This is a genomic window from Schinkia acidoalkalinis (assembly GCF_054301215.1).
In genome coordinates this window covers 647366-666045 of the sequence record NZ_CP182573.1, presented here as the reverse complement: position 1 = coordinate 666045, position 18680 = coordinate 647366, and the positions used below count along the sequence as shown (strand labels likewise).

Annotated in this window: 18 protein-coding genes; 17 read left to right on the top strand and 1 reads right to left on the bottom strand. The window is 39.3% G+C overall.

What is annotated here, in order from left to right; all coding sequences use genetic code 11:
• The first annotated feature begins 55 nt into the window (after nucleotides 1-55).
• The 14 genes from ACNQFZ_RS03395 (at nucleotide 56) to spoVM (ending at nucleotide 13784) form a co-directional block, all read left to right on the top strand.
• Entirely contained in the window at nucleotides 56-937 is an 882-nt protein-coding gene (locus ACNQFZ_RS03395; protein ID WP_458413950.1) for a YicC/YloC family endoribonuclease, read from the top strand.
• Nucleotides 938-999: 62 nt separating this feature from the next.
• Complete coding sequence (gene remA, locus ACNQFZ_RS03390) at nucleotides 1000-1263, top strand: extracellular matrix/biofilm regulator RemA (protein WP_458413949.1); 264 nt, start codon at nucleotides 1000-1002, stop codon at nucleotides 1261-1263.
• An 8-nt stretch (nucleotides 1264-1271) separates the two neighbouring features.
• Nucleotides 1272-1886, top strand: coding sequence for a guanylate kinase (gmk, locus tag ACNQFZ_RS03385; protein ID WP_458413948.1), 615 nt, complete (start codon nucleotides 1272-1274; stop codon nucleotides 1884-1886).
• Nucleotides 1887-1890: 4 nt separating this feature from the next.
• Nucleotides 1891-2103 carry a DNA-directed RNA polymerase subunit omega gene (gene rpoZ, locus ACNQFZ_RS03380; protein WP_458413947.1) on the top strand — a complete coding sequence of 71 codons (213 nt, stop codon included), beginning with the start codon at nucleotides 1891-1893 and terminating at the stop codon, nucleotides 2101-2103.
• A 56-nt stretch (nucleotides 2104-2159) separates the two neighbouring features.
• The gene (gene coaBC / locus ACNQFZ_RS03375; protein WP_458413946.1) at nucleotides 2160-3353 is read left to right on the top strand and encodes a bifunctional phosphopantothenoylcysteine decarboxylase/phosphopantothenate--cysteine ligase CoaBC; all 1194 of its coding nucleotides are present in this window, start codon (nucleotides 2160-2162) and stop codon (nucleotides 3351-3353) included.
• Nucleotides 3354-3365: 12 nt separating this feature from the next.
• Nucleotides 3366-5786: a primosomal protein N' gene (priA, locus tag ACNQFZ_RS03370; RefSeq protein WP_458413945.1), complete on the top strand. Its 2421-nt coding sequence runs from the start codon at nucleotides 3366-3368 to the stop codon at nucleotides 5784-5786.
• Between the two features lie 76 nt (nucleotides 5787-5862).
• Nucleotides 5863-6813, top strand: coding sequence for a methionyl-tRNA formyltransferase (gene fmt / locus ACNQFZ_RS03365; RefSeq protein WP_458413944.1), 951 nt, complete (start codon nucleotides 5863-5865; stop codon nucleotides 6811-6813).
• Nucleotides 6806-8146 (top strand): 16S rRNA (cytosine(967)-C(5))-methyltransferase RsmB, encoded by a 1341-nt coding sequence (rsmB, locus tag ACNQFZ_RS03360; protein WP_458413943.1) that lies wholly within the window; start codon nucleotides 6806-6808, stop codon nucleotides 8144-8146. Before fmt ends, rsmB begins: the two co-directional genes overlap by 8 nt.
• Nucleotides 8147-8148: 2 nt before the next feature.
• A complete protein-coding gene (gene rlmN / locus ACNQFZ_RS03355; RefSeq protein WP_458415295.1) occupies nucleotides 8149-9243 on the top strand; it encodes a 23S rRNA (adenine(2503)-C(2))-methyltransferase RlmN in 1095 nt (364 codons plus the stop codon).
• A gap of 4 nt (nucleotides 9244-9247) precedes the next feature.
• Nucleotides 9248-10006, top strand: a complete 759-nt coding sequence (locus ACNQFZ_RS03350) for a Stp1/IreP family PP2C-type Ser/Thr phosphatase (protein ID WP_458413942.1) — start codon at nucleotides 9248-9250, stop codon at nucleotides 10004-10006.
• Nucleotides 10007-10015: 9 nt separating this feature from the next.
• A complete protein-coding gene (gene pknB, locus ACNQFZ_RS03345; RefSeq protein ID WP_458415294.1) occupies nucleotides 10016-11944 on the top strand; it encodes a Stk1 family PASTA domain-containing Ser/Thr kinase in 1929 nt (642 codons plus the stop codon).
• Nucleotides 11945-11976: 32 nt separating this feature from the next.
• Nucleotides 11977-12858 carry a ribosome small subunit-dependent GTPase A gene (gene rsgA, locus ACNQFZ_RS03340; protein ID WP_458413941.1) on the top strand — a complete coding sequence of 294 codons (882 nt, stop codon included), beginning with the start codon at nucleotides 11977-11979 and terminating at the stop codon, nucleotides 12856-12858.
• Between the two features lies 1 nt (nucleotide 12859).
• Nucleotides 12860-13504, top strand: coding sequence for a ribulose-phosphate 3-epimerase (rpe, locus tag ACNQFZ_RS03335; RefSeq protein WP_458413940.1), 645 nt, complete (start codon nucleotides 12860-12862; stop codon nucleotides 13502-13504).
• A gap of 199 nt (nucleotides 13505-13703) precedes the next feature.
• Entirely contained in the window at nucleotides 13704-13784 is an 81-nt protein-coding gene (gene spoVM / locus ACNQFZ_RS03330; RefSeq protein ID WP_003332624.1) for a stage V sporulation protein SpoVM, read from the top strand.
• Between the two features lie 74 nt (nucleotides 13785-13858).
• Here spoVM and rpmB read toward each other — a convergent pair whose 3' ends face one another.
• Nucleotides 13859-14080 (bottom strand): 50S ribosomal protein L28, encoded by a 222-nt coding sequence (gene rpmB, locus ACNQFZ_RS03325; protein WP_458413939.1) that lies wholly within the window; start codon nucleotides 14078-14080, stop codon nucleotides 13859-13861.
• Between the two features lie 191 nt (nucleotides 14081-14271).
• On the opposite strand from rpmB, the gene ACNQFZ_RS03320 reads away from it, so the two are divergent.
• The 3 genes from ACNQFZ_RS03320 (at nucleotide 14272) to recG (ending at nucleotide 18586) form a co-directional block, all read left to right on the top strand.
• Nucleotides 14272-14634, top strand: a complete 363-nt coding sequence (locus ACNQFZ_RS03320) for an Asp23/Gls24 family envelope stress response protein (RefSeq protein ID WP_458413938.1) — start codon at nucleotides 14272-14274, stop codon at nucleotides 14632-14634.
• A gap of 70 nt (nucleotides 14635-14704) precedes the next feature.
• Entirely contained in the window at nucleotides 14705-16390 is a 1686-nt protein-coding gene (locus ACNQFZ_RS03315; RefSeq protein ID WP_458413937.1) for a DAK2 domain-containing protein, read from the top strand.
• 150 nt (nucleotides 16391-16540) lie between these two features.
• Nucleotides 16541-18586, top strand: coding sequence for an ATP-dependent DNA helicase RecG (gene recG / locus ACNQFZ_RS03310; protein WP_458413936.1), 2046 nt, complete (start codon nucleotides 16541-16543; stop codon nucleotides 18584-18586).
• Nucleotides 18587-18680 lie beyond the last annotated feature (94 nt).

Here is an 18680-nt window from a genome sequence, read left to right as displayed (position 1 = left end):
TTTACTTGTTGCAGAGGCGTAAATTATATAGAATAAGATAGTGGATGTGATGAAAATGATCGTAAGTATGACGGGATTTGGTCGAAGCAAAAAGGAAGTTCAAAATTTTAAGGTGATCGTTGAAATGAAATCTGTCAATCACCGCTTCTGTGAATTTTCCGTTCGGATGCCGAGACAATTTTTATTATTCGAAGAAAAAATAAAAAAAATAGTGAATCAATACATACAACGTGGTCGTGTCGATATTTTTGTAACGGTTGAAGGTGAAGGATACATTAACCGCTCATTGCAGGTCGATTGGGATCTGCTCTCACAGTATGAAAAGGCCATTCATAAAGCAAAAGAAATGCTTCAAATCGATGGTTCACTTACAATTGACCAGCTTATTCAACTCCCTGAGGTTTTTGCCGTTACGGAAAATGAAGATGGTGTAGAGGAGCTAGAGCAGGTTATTCTAGACGTTACAAAGGCAGCAGCGATAGAACTGCAAGAGATGAGAAAAGTGGAAGGTGCTGCCTTAAAAGCGGATATAGTCGGGCGGTTGAATGACATTCGTGAGGTTGTTCAGCATTTAAAACCATTTTCAGCCACAGTCGTTGAAAAATATCGCGAACGGCTGGAAAAGAAAATTCAAGATGTTCTTTCAGGGAACTTTGAGATGGATGAAGGCCGCATTTTAACCGAAGTGGCACTGTTTGGTGATAAGGCAGATATTAATGAAGAATTGACAAGGCTTGAAAGCCATATTCAGCAATTTTTGCAGATTATCGAATCACCAGGGAGTATGGGAAGAAAGCTTGATTTTCTTGTTCAGGAAATGAATAGAGAAATGAACACGATTGGCTCAAAAGCAAATGATGTGGGGATTAGTCAAAAGGTTGTTGAAATGAAAAGCGAGCTCGAGAAGATAAAAGAACAAGTACAAAATATAGAATAATACGGACTTATATTTTTTTGCATGCTCGTTAAAAATAGGGTAACGTACATAGGGGGAGCATAATGAGTATTAAGTTAATCAATATTGGATTTGGGAATATCGTGTCCGCCAATCGAATCATTTCTATTGTAAGTCCAGAATCTGCTCCGATTAAAAGAATCATCCAAGAAGCACGTGATAAAGGTATGCTGATTGATGCTACCTACGGCAGGCGAACAAGGGCTGTTATAATAACGGATAGCGACCATGTGATTCTTTCAGCAATCCAGCCGGAAACGGTTGCGCAGCGCTTAAATAATAAAGAAGATATAAGTGATGAAGGGTAGGATTATTAATGATTGAAGAAAAAGGGATTTTATTTGTTCTTTCCGGTCCATCTGGTGTCGGAAAAGGAACAGTCCGAAAAGCATTATTTGAGAACAATATAAATCTTCAATATTCGATTTCTGCCACTACTCGTAGTCCACGCACAGGTGAAATAGATGGTGTTGATTATTTTTTCAAAAGTAGAGAAGAATTTGAAATAATGATTAAAGAACATAAACTGCTGGAGTGGGCCGAATTTGTCGGTAATTATTACGGCACGCCAATTGATTATGTAAAAGAAACAATCGATAAAGGCCATGATGTCTTTTTGGAAATCGAAGTTCAAGGTGCGATGCAGGTGCGTAATGCTTTCCCGGAAGCCGTGCTGATATTTTTAATCCCGCCAAGTCTTGAAGAATTAAAAAACCGCATCATCGGCCGTGGAACAGAAACGGAAGATATTGTGAAAGGCCGCTTAGACACAGCGAAAGTTGAAATTGAAATGATGAGTGCTTATGATTATGTAGTCGTCAACGACCAGGTGGATAAAGCCTGTGAACGAATCGAGGCTGTAGTCGAGGCCGAGCATTACCGCCGTGACCGCGTTGAAGTATCGTATAAAAAATTATTGGAGGTTGAATAAAATTATGTTATATCCATCAGTTGATTCCTTAAAAAGAAAGATAGATTCTAAATATACGCTTGTGGCAGTTGCCTCAAAACGAGCTCGCGAAATGCAGGAGAATGATGATTGTATGTTAGACAAAACGGTAGCAAGAAAGACAGTTGGTAAGGCGCTTGAAGAAATCGCCGCGGGTTACTTACACATACAGTATGATGAAGACAAAGACAACCTATAATTGTAGGTTGTTATTTTTTATACTAAAAGTATAAGAAAGGTTAAGGGGGGTTACTTATGAAGGGGAAAAAGATTTTATTATGTGTAACTGGAGGAATTGCTGTCTATAAAGCGGCAGCTTTAACAAGTAAGTTATCGCAAACAGGGGCGATTGTAAAAGTAATGATGACGGAGTCAGCCATGAAGTTTGTTCAGCCCCTTACGTTTCAGGCGTTATCAAGAAATGAGGTCTATTTTGACACATTTGATGAAAAGGATGTTGGAAAAATAGCGCATATTGATTTAGCTGATTGGGCTGACCTTGTGATCGTAGCACCTGCAACGGCGAATATGATTGGAAAATTAGCAAACGGCATTGCGGATTGCATGATCTCCACAACCTTACTGGCAACAACGGCACCAGTTTGGATTGCCCCAGCGATGAATGTCCATATGTATGACCATCCTGCCGTTAAACGAAATATAAACATTTTACATGGCTTCGGTTATCAATTTATCGAGCCAGCTGAAGGACATTTGGCATGTGGGTATGTAGGCAAAGGACGTTTGGAAGAGCCGGAGAAGATTGTGGAATTAGTGCAAGGATTTTTCAATCAAGAATCGATTGGATTACATGGGAAAAAGATTCTTGTTACAGCCGGCCCTACAAGGGAAATTATTGACCCGGTACGCTATCTAACCAATCGTTCTTCAGGGAAAATGGGCTACTCCCTTGCCGAAGCTGCCGCAAGTCTTGGGGCGGATGTGACATTGATTTCAGGACCAACGACACTTACACCACCTCAAAATGTTACCTTTGTTCAAATTGAAACGGCTAGGGAAATGTATGAAGAAGTCATGAAATATTATCCTGAGACGGATCTCGTCATTAAAGCAGCAGCTGTTGCAGATTACCGTCCAATCACAATTTATGATCAGAAAATGAAAAAACAAGATGGCGACCTTTCCATTAAATTGGAACGGACGATTGATATTTTAAAAACGTTGGGTGAACAAAAAGAGCACCAAATACTAGTAGGATTTGCTGCAGAAACAGAAAATGTAGAAGCATATGCCGAAAAGAAGTTGAAAACGAAAAATCTTGATATGATTGTTGCCAATAATGTGAAAGCACAAGGGGCAGGCTTTGGCGTTGATACGAATATTATTACAATCTACACTAGTACCGGTGAAAAATTGGAGTTTCCGCTCCTTTCAAAAAAGGAAGCAGCAATGGAAATTTTAAAGAAAGCTGCGACATTTCTAAAATAAAGGACGTTTGTTATGAATATTGCCAAGGTTATCGTTGATGTACCAGCCAATCAAACCGATCGTTCGTTTGATTATCTCATTCCTGAAGAATGGAGAGGGCGGGATTTCGTTCAACCGGGTATGAGGGTTGTGGTCCCTTTTGGGCCAAGGAAAATTCAAGGCTTTGTCATTGAAATCACTGATCATACTGAATTTAAGAAGCTGAAACCAATCGAATCGGTTCTTGATATAACACCAGTTTTAACACCCGAATTACTAGAATTAGGCGAATGGCTGCGTGATACAACCCTTTGTTTTTTAATCACGGCTTATCAAGCAATGCTGCCTGCAGCAATGAAGGTAAAATATGAAAAGGAAGTACACATTAAAAATCATGATATTTTAGCTTGTGATGCCCAGCTGAAATCCTTTCATGGACAAGAAGTGATTCACTGGAAGGACATCGAACATAATAAGACCATATTGCCGCTCATTCAAAAGGAAATAAAACATGGCAATATGGAGGTTGTCTATCGTGTCAAGGACAGGGCCAATAATAAAAAGAAAGTAAAGGTAATCTGTCCGAATAAAGAAGTGGATGAGCTTCACGAAGTGATCCAGGCCCTAGGAAGTAATGCGCAAAAACAAAAAGATGTTGTACAGCATTTTATCAATGCACCGGAAAAAATAGAGTTACATGAGTTGTTAACCATTCTGAATACGACTGTTTCTCCGGTCAACACGCTTGTAAAAAAAGGAATTCTACAAGAATATTATCAAGAAGTGTACCGTGACCCATACGGAAATCGCGATTTTAAGTCAACTACACCATTACAATTAACCACTGAGCAAACAAAAGCAATAACACCAATTTTGCATTGTATTGATCGACATAGACATGGTGTTTTTTTGATGTATGGTGTAACCGGCAGCGGTAAAACGGAAATTTATTTACAGGCCATTGCTGAAGTCTTAAAGCAAGGGAAGGAAGCGATTATGCTTGTTCCGGAAATATCGTTAACACCGATGATGGTTAACCGCTTTAAAGGCAGGTTTGGTGATGAAGTTGCAGTTATGCACAGTGGCCTGTCCACGGGTGAAAAATATGATGAATGGCGAAAAATCCAACGTAAAGAAGTTCGTGTTGTTGTTGGGGCACGCTCGGCTATCTTTGCACCCTTTGAAAATCTTGGGATCATCATCATTGATGAGGAACATGAAACAAGCTATAAACAAGAGGAAAACCCACGCTATCATGCTAGAGACGTGGCTATCAAGCGCGGAAAAATCCATGATTGCCCAGTAATCCTTGGAAGTGCGACACCTTCCTTAGAATCTTTCGCCCGCGCTCATAAAAATGTCTATCAATTGCTGACATTAAAAGAACGAATCAATGCGCGTGCGATGCCTTCTGTAGAGATTATTGATATGAGAGAAGAGCTTAGATGTGGCAACCGTTCGATGTTCTCTGAAAGCTTACTAGAAAAAATAAAAGATCGGATGGCCAAGTGTGAACAATCGGTCTTGTTTTTAAATCGCAGAGGATTTTCAACGTTTGTCATGTGCCGGGATTGCGGTTATGTCCTGAATTGTCCTCATTGTGATATATCCCTTACCTATCACAAACGTGACCATAAGTTAAAATGCCATTATTGTTCTTTTGAAATGCCGCTTCTTTCCCGTTGTCCAGAGTGCAATAGTGAACATATTCGCTTTTTTGGAACAGGGACACAAAAAGTTGAGGAGGAATTGGCAAGACTCTTACCTGAAGCAAGGGTGATTAGAATGGACGTGGATACAACTGGTAAAAAAGGGGCTCATGAAAAATTATTGCATGCTTTTGAACAGAAGCAGGCTGATATTTTACTTGGGACACAAATGATTGCCAAAGGGCTCGATTTTCCTGATGTAACCTTTGTTGGTGTTTTAGCTGCAGATTCAATGCTTCATATCCCTGATTTTCGGGCTAGTGAAAAAACATTTCAATTAATTACGCAGGTTAGTGGTAGGGCAGGCCGCCATCATTTGCCTGGGGAGGTCATTATCCAAACTTATACACCGGAGCACTTCAGTGTTGAACTTGCTGCGATTCCGGATTATGAAAGCTATTATGCGCGGGAAATGCTTGTCAGAAAGAAATTCAATTATCCTCCTTTTTATTATTTGACATTAATCACCGTTTCCCATCAAGAACTAATGAAGGTCGTAGACGTAACAGAAAAAATTACAAAATTTATTACGACAAAACTCTCTAATCAAGCAATCGTCCTAGGTCCAGTGGCCTCACCCATACCAAGGATAAAAGATAGATATCGTTACCAATGCATGATAAAATACAAAGATGAACCAAATCTCGGCAAAACTTTACAAACTCTTCTGCACTATTATCAACATGAAATTAGTAGAAGTGAGTTGCAAATTGCTATCGACATGAATCCGTATATGATGATGTAACTTTATTCAGTTAAAGTGATTATGTATGTCTATATAGAAACGCTAATAATGAAGATTTAAGAGAAGGTGGAAAATAATGACACGTGTTGTATTTATGGGGACGCCGGACTTTTCCGTGCCGATTTTGAAACAATTGCTAGAAGATGGTTATAATGTTGTGGGTGTAGTGACACAGCCTGACCGGCCAAAGGGGCGTAAGAAAGAAATTACACCTCCGCCTGTAAAAGTTGAAGCATTAAAACATGCGATTCCCACCCTTCAACCTAATAAGCTTAAGAATCCGGAAGAATTGCAGGAAGTGCTGGCGTTACAGCCAGATTTAATCGTTACAGCTGCGTTTGGACAAATTCTTCCGAAGGAGCTCTTAGATACTCCTAAATATGGTTGTATTAATGTTCATGCCTCCCTTCTTCCAGAATTAAGAGGCGGTGCGCCGATTCATTATGCTATATTGCAGGGGAAGAAGAAAACGGGCATCACCATTATGTACATGGCTGAAAAGTTAGATGCCGGGGATATTTTAACGCAAGCAGAAGTTTCAATTGAGGAGCAAGATAACGTCGGTACTTTACACAATAAACTAAGTGAAGTTGGTGCAAAACTATTATCTGGAACAATTCCTTTGCTACTGGATGGGAAAATCACCCCAATCAAACAGGATGACAGTAAAGCTACCTTTGCCGCCAATATTAAACGCGATGAGGAGAGAATTGATTGGAAGCGGTCAGGTGAAGAGATTTATAATCAAATTCGTGGTCTTCATCCATGGCCTGTTGCTTATACGACTCTTAACGGGCAAGTGATAAAAGTTTGGTGGGGTGAAAAAGTACCTGCAAATCAGGACAACAAGCCAGGCACGATTCTTAGCCTTGAGGATGATGGAGTAATCGTCGCAACTGGGAATAACATAGCCATTAAAATAACTGAGTTGCAGCCTTCCGGTAAGAAGAGAATGCCAGCGAAAGCATTTTTACAAGGTGCCAATGAAATTTCAGTTGGAGAAATTCTAGGAGATGAAAATGAGTAAAAGCGCACGTGAGGTTGCTTTAGATATTTTAGAACAAATTGAGAAAAATCAAGCCTATAGCAACCTACTATTAAATCAAATGATTGAAAAGCATAAATTGAAAAAAGAGGATATCGGTCTCTTAACGGAAATTGTTTACGGAACAGTCCAAAGAAAATTGACCCTTGATTATTTTTTGCAGTCTTTTTTGAAAAAACAGAAGAAACTAGAGTTATGGGTTATTAGTCTTTTAAGACTATCATTGTATCAAATAGTTTATCTAGATAGGGTCCCAGAGCGTGCTGCCATTCATGAGGCTGTTGAAATTGCCAAAAAAAGAGGGCATCGCGGAATCTCTGGATTAGTCAATGGTGTCTTACGGTCGATCCAACGAGAGGGTATCCCAAGCTTTACTGAAATCAAAGACCCTCTTGAACGATTAGCAATTGAGATGAGCTATCCATTATGGTTGATTAAAAAATGGGCCACACAATATGGTTTAGAGTTGACAAGGAAAATTTGTGAGAGTTCCCTCGTTCCACCGCATATATCGGCGAGAGTAAATCGTAAAAAAACAACCCCTGAAGAAGCCATTCTTCTTTTAGAAAAAGAAAATGTAGCAGCAGATAAAGGTGTATTATCTGATGATGCAATTGCGGTTTCAAAGGGGAATATCGTGAGAACGAATGTTTTTCGAGATGGTTATGTGACGATACAAGATGAAAGTTCGATGCTGGTGGCAAGGGCGTTGGCACCAGGAAATAATGACCTGGTCCTCGACAGCTGTGCGGCACCAGGTGGGAAAACGACCCATATCGCTGAACTACTTGGCGCTGATGGGAAAGTCATCTCTGTTGACATCCATCCACATAAAGTCAAATTAATAGAGGATCAAGTAGAACGCCTTGGGCTTTCAAATGTGGAAACATTCGTAAGTGACAGCCGGAAGCTAGGGGAGCATTTCAAACCAGAAACATTCGACCGCATCTTAGTAGATGCTCCTTGTTCCGGATTTGGCGTGATTCGCCGCAAACCAGATATTAAATATAGTAAAAACAATGATGATATAGCCAAATTGGCTGAAATTCAAGTTAGTATTTTAAATACGGTTGCCAATCTTTTGAAAAATCATGGAACCCTCATTTATAGTACATGTACCATAGACCAAGAGGAAAATAGCGAAGTTGTGAACAAGTTTTTATCCATAAATAAGGAATTTAAATTAGATGAAACGTTAAAAGAGCGGGTGCCGGAACGACTTCAACCATTTGTTAAAGATGGACAAGTGCAAATTCTGCCCAATTATTTTGGTACAGACGGATTTTTTATTGCAAGTTTTAGGAAGCAGGTGTAGGAATCGTGGAAGTAAATACAACAAATGAGAAAAATCAGCAAGAAAATAACCAAAAACCTTCTATTTATTCGCTTCAATTAGGTGAATTAGAAAGCTGGCTAAAGGAACAAGGTGAGCCGAAATTTAGAGCTGCACAAATTTTTGATTGGCTTTATCAAAAGCGTGTCGATGACTTTGCAGAAATGTCGAATTTATCAAAAGGGTTACGTGAAAAGTTAGCGAATCATTTTGTTATAACAACATTAAAAACCATCGTTCAACATCAGTCACAGGATGGTACGCTTAAATTTTTATTCGAACTGCATGACGGTTTTTCGATTGAGACTGTGTTAATGCGGCATGATTATGGAAATTCAGTATGTGTTACGACACAAGTAGGATGCCGGATTGGCTGTACATTTTGTGCTTCGACACTGGGTGGATTAAAACGAAATCTCGAAGCAGGTGAGATTGTTGCGCAAGTGTTAAAGGTGCAGAAGGCACTGGATGATTTAGATGAAAGAGTCAGTTCTATTGTTGTCATGGGAATTGGTGAACCATTTGATAATTTTGAATCCCTCCTATCATTCTTGAAAATTGTTAATGATGATAAAGGTTTGAATATTGGAGCGAGACATATTACGGTTTCAACCAGCGGCATTGTTCCTAGAATTTATGATTTCGCCAATGAAGAACTGCAGATTAATTTTGCAATTTCTTTGCACGCACCTAACACGGAACTCCGTAGCCGTTTAATGCCAATCAACCGTGCCTATGACTTAAAAGACTTAATCGAAGCAGTAAAATATTACACCGAAAAAACCGGTCGCCGTGTTTCCTTTGAGTATGGCTTGTTTGGCGGTGTGAATGACCAAGAGGAGCACGCAGAAGAATTGGCTCGGTTAATTAAAGGATTAAAATGTCATGTTAACTTGATTCCTGTGAATTATGTGCCTGAAAGAGACTATGTCCGCACTCCTAAAAAACAAATATTTGCATTTGAAAAAACGTTGAAAAAGCATGGTATTAACGTCACGATTCGTCGGGAGCAGGGGCACGATATCGAAGCTGCTTGTGGACAGCTGCGCGCGAAGGAGCGAAAAGAAGAGGCGAGGTGAAACTATGAAGTCAGTTTTTTTAACTGATCGGGGAAAAGTTAGGCAACATAATGAGGATAATGGCGGTATTTTCATTCTTGAAAATGACTTAGCGTTGGTTGTTGTTGCAGATGGTATGGGTGGACATCAGGCCGGCGATGTTGCTAGTCAGATGGCGATTGAAGAAATTGACAAGCTCTGGTCTACACAAAAGCCGGAGCAATTGTCAACACCCGAAAAAGCTGAACAATGGCTAAAGGATGCTGTTCAAAAAGTGAATACTTCCATTTACCAATATGCTAAGGAAAATATTGATTGTCAAGGTATGGGAACAACCATCGTTGTTGTTGTCCTTAATCAAGAATTTATTACGGTTGGCCATATAGGCGACAGTCGTTGTTATATGTTGAATAATAATGGTTTCGCGCAAATTACGGATGATCATTCATTGGTGAATGAGCTAGTACGTAGCGGACAAATTTCACCGGAGGATGCTGAACATCATCCTCGCAAAAATGTATTAATGAGAGCATTGGGAACAGAAGAAACGGTATCGGTTGATATTAAGTCATTAGAGTGGGAAGCAAATGATATGTTGCTGCTTTGTTCCGATGGGCTGACAAATAAAGTTTCGGCATCCGAAATACGAGATGTTTTGAGCGACAAATGCGAATTAGAGGTCAAGGCTAGGCAGCTTATAGAAAAGGCAAATGAAGCAGGTGGAGATGATAATATAACAGTTGCCATTGTGAAGCATGACTGGCCGGAAATTGGAAGTGAGTGATGAATTTTGATGATCGGTAGGCGGTTAAGTGGTCGATACAAAATTATTGACATCATCGGCGGCGGCGGAATGGCAAACGTTTACCTTGCACATGATATCATTTTAGACCGTCATGTAGCTGTAAAGGTCTTAAAACCAGAGTTTTCCAATGATGATGAATTTATAAAACGTTTTCGCCGGGAAGCTCACTCAGCAACAAGTCTAAATCATCCTAATGTCGTCAGTATTTATGATGTCGGGGAAGAAGATAATATTTATTTCATTGTGATGGAGTATGTTGAAGGGAAAACGTTAAAGCAATATATTCAACAGAACAAAGTAATCTCGGTTGAAGAAGCAATTGATATTATGAAACAAATTGCTGCGGCAATTGAACATGCCCACCAAAATCAAATTGTACACAGGGATATCAAGCCACATAATATACTGATTGATTTACAGGGACATGTAAAAGTGACTGATTTCGGAATTGCAATGGCACTTAGTGCAACTTCAATCACGCAAACAAATTCGGTGCTCGGCTCCGTCCATTACCTATCACCTGAACAAGCACGGGGTGGAATGGCAAATAAAAAATCTGATATTTATTCGCTGGGTGTCGTTATGTTTGAACTTCTAACGGGGCGCTTGCCTTTCTCAGGAGAATCAGCCATTTCGATTGCGTTAAAGCATCTGCAGAGTGAAACACCATCCCCGAAACGGTGGAATCCAAACATTCCGCAAAGTGTCGAAAATATCGTTTTGAAAGCGACTGTTAAAGATCCATTTAGAAGGTATGACAGCGTCACTGAAATGATACATGATTTAGAAACAGCGCTCGATTCTAATCGCAGAAATGAAGCGAAATTTATCATACCAGAAGATGATGAAGCAACAAAAGCAATTCCGATTATAACAAGTGAACACAAAATTGAAGAAAGCCATGATACGATTGTGCTTCCCTTGAAAAAGGAAAAAAAGAAGTCAAAGAAAAAATTAATCATTACATTATTGTTGGTAGCTTTATTAATCGGAGGCATTTCCGCTGCGGCATTATTTATAATCCCACCACTGTTCGAGCCAAAGGATGTTGTGATTCCAGATGTAACAAACCATGCAATGGCTGAAGCAATTGAAGAGCTTCAATTAGTAGGCCTTAAAGTAAAGCCAAAGAAAATTGTTGATGACGAAATACCAGAAGGCTCTGTTGTCAAAACAAACCCACCTGTTAATACAACCGTCAAGGAAGGCTATGAAGTGACGGTATATGAAAGTTTAGGAAAAGAAAAAATTAAATTTGAAAGCTTAATTGGCTACCAGTTGGAAGATGCGAAACAAGAATTGGAGTTAAAAGGTATTGTCGATGAACATATTCTGCCAAACTACGTTGATAGCGATCGGCCTGAAAATGAAATAGTTGGTCAACTTCAGCCTAAACCTGATGAACTAATTAATCCAGATGAAATGAGTGGGATGTGGGTTATTTTACAAGTAAGTAAAGGACCACAAATCAAAATGCCAAATATGTTAGGGTGGACTGAGGCACAGGTTAATAAATTTGTTCGTGATAATCACTTATCACTAGACACAAGTCAAAAACAATACTCAAACGAAGTAGAAAACGGCCTTGTACTTTCACAAGAGCCTAAGAATGGGACAACCATTAAAAAAGGAACAATGGTGAAGGTCGTACTATCAAAAGGTCCTGAACCAAAGGTTTATGAGTTTACAAAGATCATACCATATAATGAAACGGACCTAACCGAGCAAACAGTTGAAGTTTATATTGAAGATATGGAACATGAAATGGCTGGAAAGCCGGAAGTCATAAAAGTGCATGAAACTACAGAAATTCCGATAAAATTAGTGATTCCGTACAATGGAAAAGCTTATTACAAAATAAAGGTGAATGGCAATTTACTAGATAGCGGGGAAATTAGTTATGATTCTGTCCCATAATTTTATCAAATAAATTATTTTTGGAGGTTTATATGGCAGAGGGAAAAATCATCAAAGCACTGAGTGGATTTTACTATGTTTTACATGAAGAAGGAATCACGCAATGTAGAGGTAGAGGCGTTTTTAGAAAGAATGGCATTACACCGCTTGTTGGAGATTATGTTTCATTTGAGGCTGAAAATGAATATGAAGGCTATATTATGGACATAAAGAACAGAAAAAATGAACTTGTAAGGCCGCCTATTTCTAATGTCGATCAAGCGATTCTTGTCTTTTCAGCAGTGGAACCGATGTTTAGCCCGGTTCTGCTTGACCGTTTTTTAGTGCTTATTGAGTCAAATCAAATCACCCCTGTTATATGTATAACAAAGATAGATTTATTGGATGAAAGTCTTTACCAAACGATCAACAAGTTTAGAAAAGATTACGAAGAAATTGGTTATGAGGTCGTGTTTACATCCTCGAAAACGAAGGATGGCATAGAGAAACTCATGCCTTTTTTAAGGGATAAAATATCAGTATTTGCAGGACAATCCGGGGTAGGTAAATCTTCATTGTTAAATGCATTATTACCTGAATTGTCACTTAAAACAAATGATATTTCGAATCACTTGGGCCGCGGGAAACATACGACTAGACATGTAGAATTAATTCGATTTGAGACTGGATTAGTGGCAGACACACCAGGATTCAGTTCGTTGGATTTTATTAATATTGAAGCGGATGAACTTAGCTCTTGTTTCCCAGAAATGAGAGAACGCTCGCAAAATTGTAAATTCAGAGGCTGTTTACATGTTTCAGAGCCTAAATGCGCCATAAAAACTGCAGTGGAAGAAGAAGAAATTGCAACTTACCGCTATGAGCATTATCGCGAATTTCTTGAAGAAATAAAAGACAGAAAGCCGAGGTACTAAAATGATTAAAATTGCACCATCAATCCTATCTGCAGATTTTGCAAATTTGGGGAATGAAATTAAAGATGTAGAAAATGGAGGAGCAGACTATATCCATGTCGATGTAATGGATGGGCACTTTGTTCCCAATATTACAATTGGTCCACTTATTGTAAATGCAATCAGACCAACTACTAGTCTTCCTTTAGATGTCCATTTAATGATTGAAAATCCGGATTTGTACATTCCTGAGTTTGCAAAAGCTGGAGCTGATATTATTACCGTTCATGTTGAAGCATGCCGGCATTTGCATCGTACAGTGCATCTAATTAAAGACCACGGTGCTAAGGCAGGCGTTGTTCTTAATCCGGCTACACCAGTCAATATGATTGAACATATCCTTCCGGATATTGACATGGTCTTATTTATGACCGTTAATCCTGGCTTTGGCGGTCAAAAATTCATTCCATCTGTTTTGCCAAAAATAAAAGCAGCGGCAAAGATGATTAAAGACCGTGGTTTAGATGTTGAAATCGAGGTGGACGGCGGGGTTAATCCGGAAACTGCCAAGCTTTGTATAGAAGCTGGTGCAAACGTGCTTGTTGCCGGATCAGCCGTATTTAATAAAGAAGACCGTAAAAAGGCAATAGCCGAAATACGTGGATAGGAAGCAGGGGCTCTCTCTGTTTCCTTTTTTTATTTTGAATGTTCTCAATTAAATCGTCTAAGCATATGATAGGTGATAAGTAAGTGGCTATTATATATAAAATCTTTAGGTACATTTTGACTTCCTATGAATATATTAGAATCGTCTAGATTGATGTGGCCATTAATTTCTAAAAGGTATCCGCTTGAGGAGGGAAATTATGAAGTTTTATACAATTAAATTACCAAGATTTTTGGGTGGGTTTGTGAGAGCGATTATTGGGGCATTTAAAAAGGATTAAAAAAAGCACCTTCATGAAAGGTGCTTTTTTTTGGTCACTAACAGACCTGAGAAAAAGGCTTGGCCTTTTTCTGCTTATACGCGTTCTACTTTGCCTGATTTAAGTGCACGTGCAGAAACCCACACACGCTTTGGCTTGCCATCAACTAAAATGCGAACTTTTTGTAAGTTAGCACCAAATGTACGTTTATTAGCGTTCATCGCATGTGAACGGTGGTTACCTGAACGAGTTTTTCTTCCAGTAATATAACATTCTTTCACTTGTTTTCCCTCCTCTAACTTGCAAACAAATTGCATGAATCCAGATAAAAACCCTTCATTAATTTATCATAAATAATAGGAGAAAGCAATAAATGATTGAAATTAGATTCAAGAAAATTTACTTGACAGTATTAGAACGTAATTTGGTAATACTTTTATTATGAGTTATGTTATAGTAAAATGGCGTTAAGTAAAGAGTTTAGAGGATAGATTAAAGGGGGATCATTATGTCCATTGAAATGAAAACCGAGTATGGTCAAATTGAGATAACCGATGAAGTAATTGCAACAATTGCAGGCGGTGCAGCCGTTGATTGTTACGGAATTGTCGGAATGGCTTCCAAAAACCAATTAAAAGATGGAATTTCAGAAATTCTTAGAAGAGAAAATTTTAAAAAAGGTGTCCTTGTTCGTCATGAAAATGAAGAAGTCCATATAGATATGTACATTATTGTCAGCTATGGTACAAAGATTTCCGAAGTAGCCCATAATGTACAAGACAAAGTTAGATATACACTTAATCAAACACTAGGCCTTGGCGTTGACTCCATTAATATTTTTGTACAGGGTGTTCGTGTAACGAACCCTTAAAAGTGGGGACTATGGAAAGGGAAGGCGTTTGTAACGTTCCGGAACTGGACATGTAAGGAGGAAATTTTTAGTGACAATGCAGCTATTAGACGGAATACAGTATGCACAAATGGTGCTACAGGGTGCTAATAACTTATCAAAAAACGCAAAAATGGTTGATGCATTAAATGTTTTTCCCGTTCCAGATGGTGATACAGGTACAAATATGAATTTATCAATCACTTCGGGAGCGAATGAAGTGAAAAGGCAGACAACTAGTCATGTAGGGAACGTGGCATCGGCCTTTTCAAAAGGCTTGCTAATGGGGGCACGGGGAAATTCAGGCGTTATTTTATCACAATTATTTCGCGGATTTGCGAAGGCGATTGAATCGAAAGAAACCATCAATAGCTTTGAATTCGCGGCAGCATTTGAAGCAGGCGTACAAACGGCTTATAAGGCTGTAATGAAACCTGTTGAAGGGACAATCCTGACTGTTGCGAAGGATGCTGCTAAAAAAGCAGTCCAAATAGCAAAAAAGAATAACGACATCGTATCCGTTATGGAAGCCGTTTTAGAAGAAGCAACTGCATCGCTCGACCGCACCCCTGATCTCCTTCCTGTTTTAAAAGAAGTAGGTGTTGTCGATAGTGGAGGCCAAGGGCTTGTTACGATTTATGAGGGCTTTTTGGCAGCATTAAAAGGTGAAGAAATCCCCGAACTGTTGTCTTTTGAACAATCTTCAATTGAAGAGCTGGTCAATCTAGAGCATCGAAAATCTGCACAAAGCCATCTGATGACGGAAGATATTAAATTTGGCTATTGCACTGAGTTTATGGTGAAATTTGAAGAAGAAAAGTTGAAAAATAGCCCTTTTTCAGAAGATGCTTTTCGAAATGAGTTAAGCAACCACGGCGATTCATTGCTTGTTGTAAGTGATGAAGACATTGTGAAGGTCCATGTTCATGCCGAATATCCCGGTAATGTCTTAAATTACGCGCAAAAGTTTGGTAGTCTAATTAAAATTAAGATTGAAAATATGAGGGAGCAGCATTCTTCTATTGTATCTGCTGAACTAAACGAGGCGACTCCATCAAAAGCCCATGGACCACTGAAAAAGAATGAGTATGGGATTGTTACAGTTGCAATGGGAAGCGGGATTGCTGATTTACTGAAAAGCCTTGGAGCCCAAGCGGTGATTGAGGGTGGTCAAACGATGAATCCAAGTACAGAGGATATCGTGCAGGCAATCCACGATGTAAATGCGGAAAAAGTAATTATTCTGCCAAATAATAAAAATATTATTATGGCTGCTACACAGGCCGCTTCTATGGTTAAAGAAGAGGTCATTGTCATTCCATCTAAAACAGTTCCACAAGGGATGGCTTCTCTCTTAGCATTTAATCCATCTGCTGGCTTAACTGTAAATGAAAAAGCAATGGGTGAAGCATTAGGCAATGTGAAAACAGGGCAAATCACCTATGCTGTCCGTGATACAGTCATTGATGGATTAGAGATTAAAAAGGACCATTTTATGGGAATTCTAGATGGAAAAATCGTTGTCACAGGTGAAAACAAAACGCAAACAGCAGTGGCACTATTGGATAAAATGATAACAGACGATGATGAAATTGTTACAATCCTTCAAGGGGAAGATGCTGTGGATCAGGATATTGAGGAACTGACAGCGTATTTGGAGGAAAATCATGAGGATGTAGAAGTTGAAATCCATAACGGCAAGCAACCACTGTATCCGTTTATTTTCGCAGTGGAATAGCATCAAGTACACGTTTAGAGGCTCGTTCATGCAAACAGGAATGAGCCTTTTTGCAATATATAGTGTATTTACAAATATATTTTCGCAAAAGGGGGTAAGGCTGTATCAGGGACCTTATAAAGATAAAGTTCCATGGGCAGCTGTTGTCACGTGAACACGTTAAGCGAAGGAATTATCGAAATAAAGGGAATTGGAGAGGAAACAGCCCAATCTTTGCATGAAATGGGCATCTATACGATTCAAGAGCTTCTGGAATATTTTCCTTATCGCTACGAGGATTACCAAATTCGCGATATGAGGGACGTTTTGCATGATGAGCGAATTACGGTAGAAGGGAAGGTTCATAGTGAACCTTCCTTGACATTTTATGGGCGTAAAAAGTCAAGATTAATGTTCCGGGTCTTTGTTAATCAAATCTTGATTTCCGTAGTTTTTTTTAATCAACCTTATTTAAAGAAACAGTTTGCCATTGGGGATACTGTGACCATTACCGGAAAATGGGATCAACATCGGCAAACAATCACAGGAAATATCCTGAAAAAAGGTGCCATTACTCGCAAACTGCAGTTTGAAGCAGTTTACTCTGTAAAAGGGAAAATGACGATTAAAGGGATGCAGCGTATAATAGCGCTTGCCTTACATCAATATGGCCAGCATATTGAAGAAACATTTCCTTTAGCAATTGTAAAAAGATATAAATTGGTTTCCAAACAAGAAGCCATTTATCATATCCATCAACCTCGGAGCCCTGAAGACTTAAAACAAGCACGGCGACGTCTTGTTTATGAGGAGTTTTTGCTTTTTCAATTAAAAATGCAAGCAATGCGGAAGTTTGAACGAGAGCAAAGTGGTGGGGTCTCTCAATCATTTTCAATCGATGAAATCGAGGAGTTTATTGCTTCATTACCGTTTCCTTTGACAAATGCTCAAAAAAGGGTGGTAAACGAAATCTTAAAGGATATGGCTTCCCCATATAGAATGAATCGGTTGCTGCAAGGGGATGTCGGATCCGGGAAAACGGTTGTAGCGGCCATTGCAGCCTATGCGACCATTCGCGCAGGCTATCAAGGAGCGCTGATGGTGCCTACTGAAATTTTAGCTGAGCAGCATGCAAGTTCACTTTCTGCTCTGTTAGAGCCACACAATATAAAAACAGCACTGTTAACAAGCTCTGTTAAAGGTAAGAAACGGCGGGAAATTTTGGCGCAACTACAGGATGGTGAAATCGACATCTTAATTGGCACCCATGCGCTTATCCAAGACGAGGTGAATTTTAAAAAATTAGGCTTGGTCATTACCGATGAACAGCATCGCTTTGGCGTTGAACAAAGGCGTGTTTTAAGGGAAAAGGGGGAAAGCCCTGATGTATTATTTATGACGGCCACTCCCATTCCAAGAACACTGGCGATAACGGTCTTTGGTGATATGGATGTCTCAATCATCGATGAAATGCCGGCAGGACGCAAGCAAATCGAAACCTATTGGGTAAAAGAGCAAATGCTTGACCGGGTACTGAAATTTATATATAAAGAGATTGCTAAGGGAAGACAGGCCTATGTGATTTGCCCTCTAATCGAAGAGTCGGAAAAGCTCGATGTCCAAAATGCGATTGATGTTCATAGCATGCTTCTTCAATATTTTCCCCCAGCTATTAAAGTCGGTTTAATGCATGGCAGGTTACTCTCAAGTGAAAAAGATAAGGTCATGCAAAAATTTAGTGAAAATGAGTATCAGATTCTTGTTTCAACGACCGTTGTCGAGGTTGGTGTGAATGTGCCCAATGCTACCCTTATGGTAATCTATGATGCGGAACGATTTGGCCTTTCCCAGCTGCATCAATTAAGGGGGCGTGTCGGCCGCGGTAGTGAACAATCTTATTGTATTTTAATCGCTGACCCAAAATCAGATGTTGGGAAAGAACGGATGGAAATTATGACCCAAACCAATGATGGTTTTCAACTTTCACAAAGAGATTTGGAACTTAGAGGACCAGGCGATTTTTTTGGTAAAAAACAAAGCGGTTTGCCAGAGTTTAAAATAGCTGATATGATCCATGATTTTAAAGTATTAGAAGTTGCTAGAAATGATGCTGCCAAACTGATTGACTCCAGCGCCTTTTGGAAAAATGATGAGTTCCACGAACTGCGTCTTTACTTAGAAAACTCTGGTATTATGAATGGGGAAAAACTAGATTAGAAGAAGATTAAAACAGGATACGGAAGAAAATATGCTTGCAAGCACGTTCGAAAGTGCCTATACTACTATTAGTACCTAGTCTTAATATCGGAAG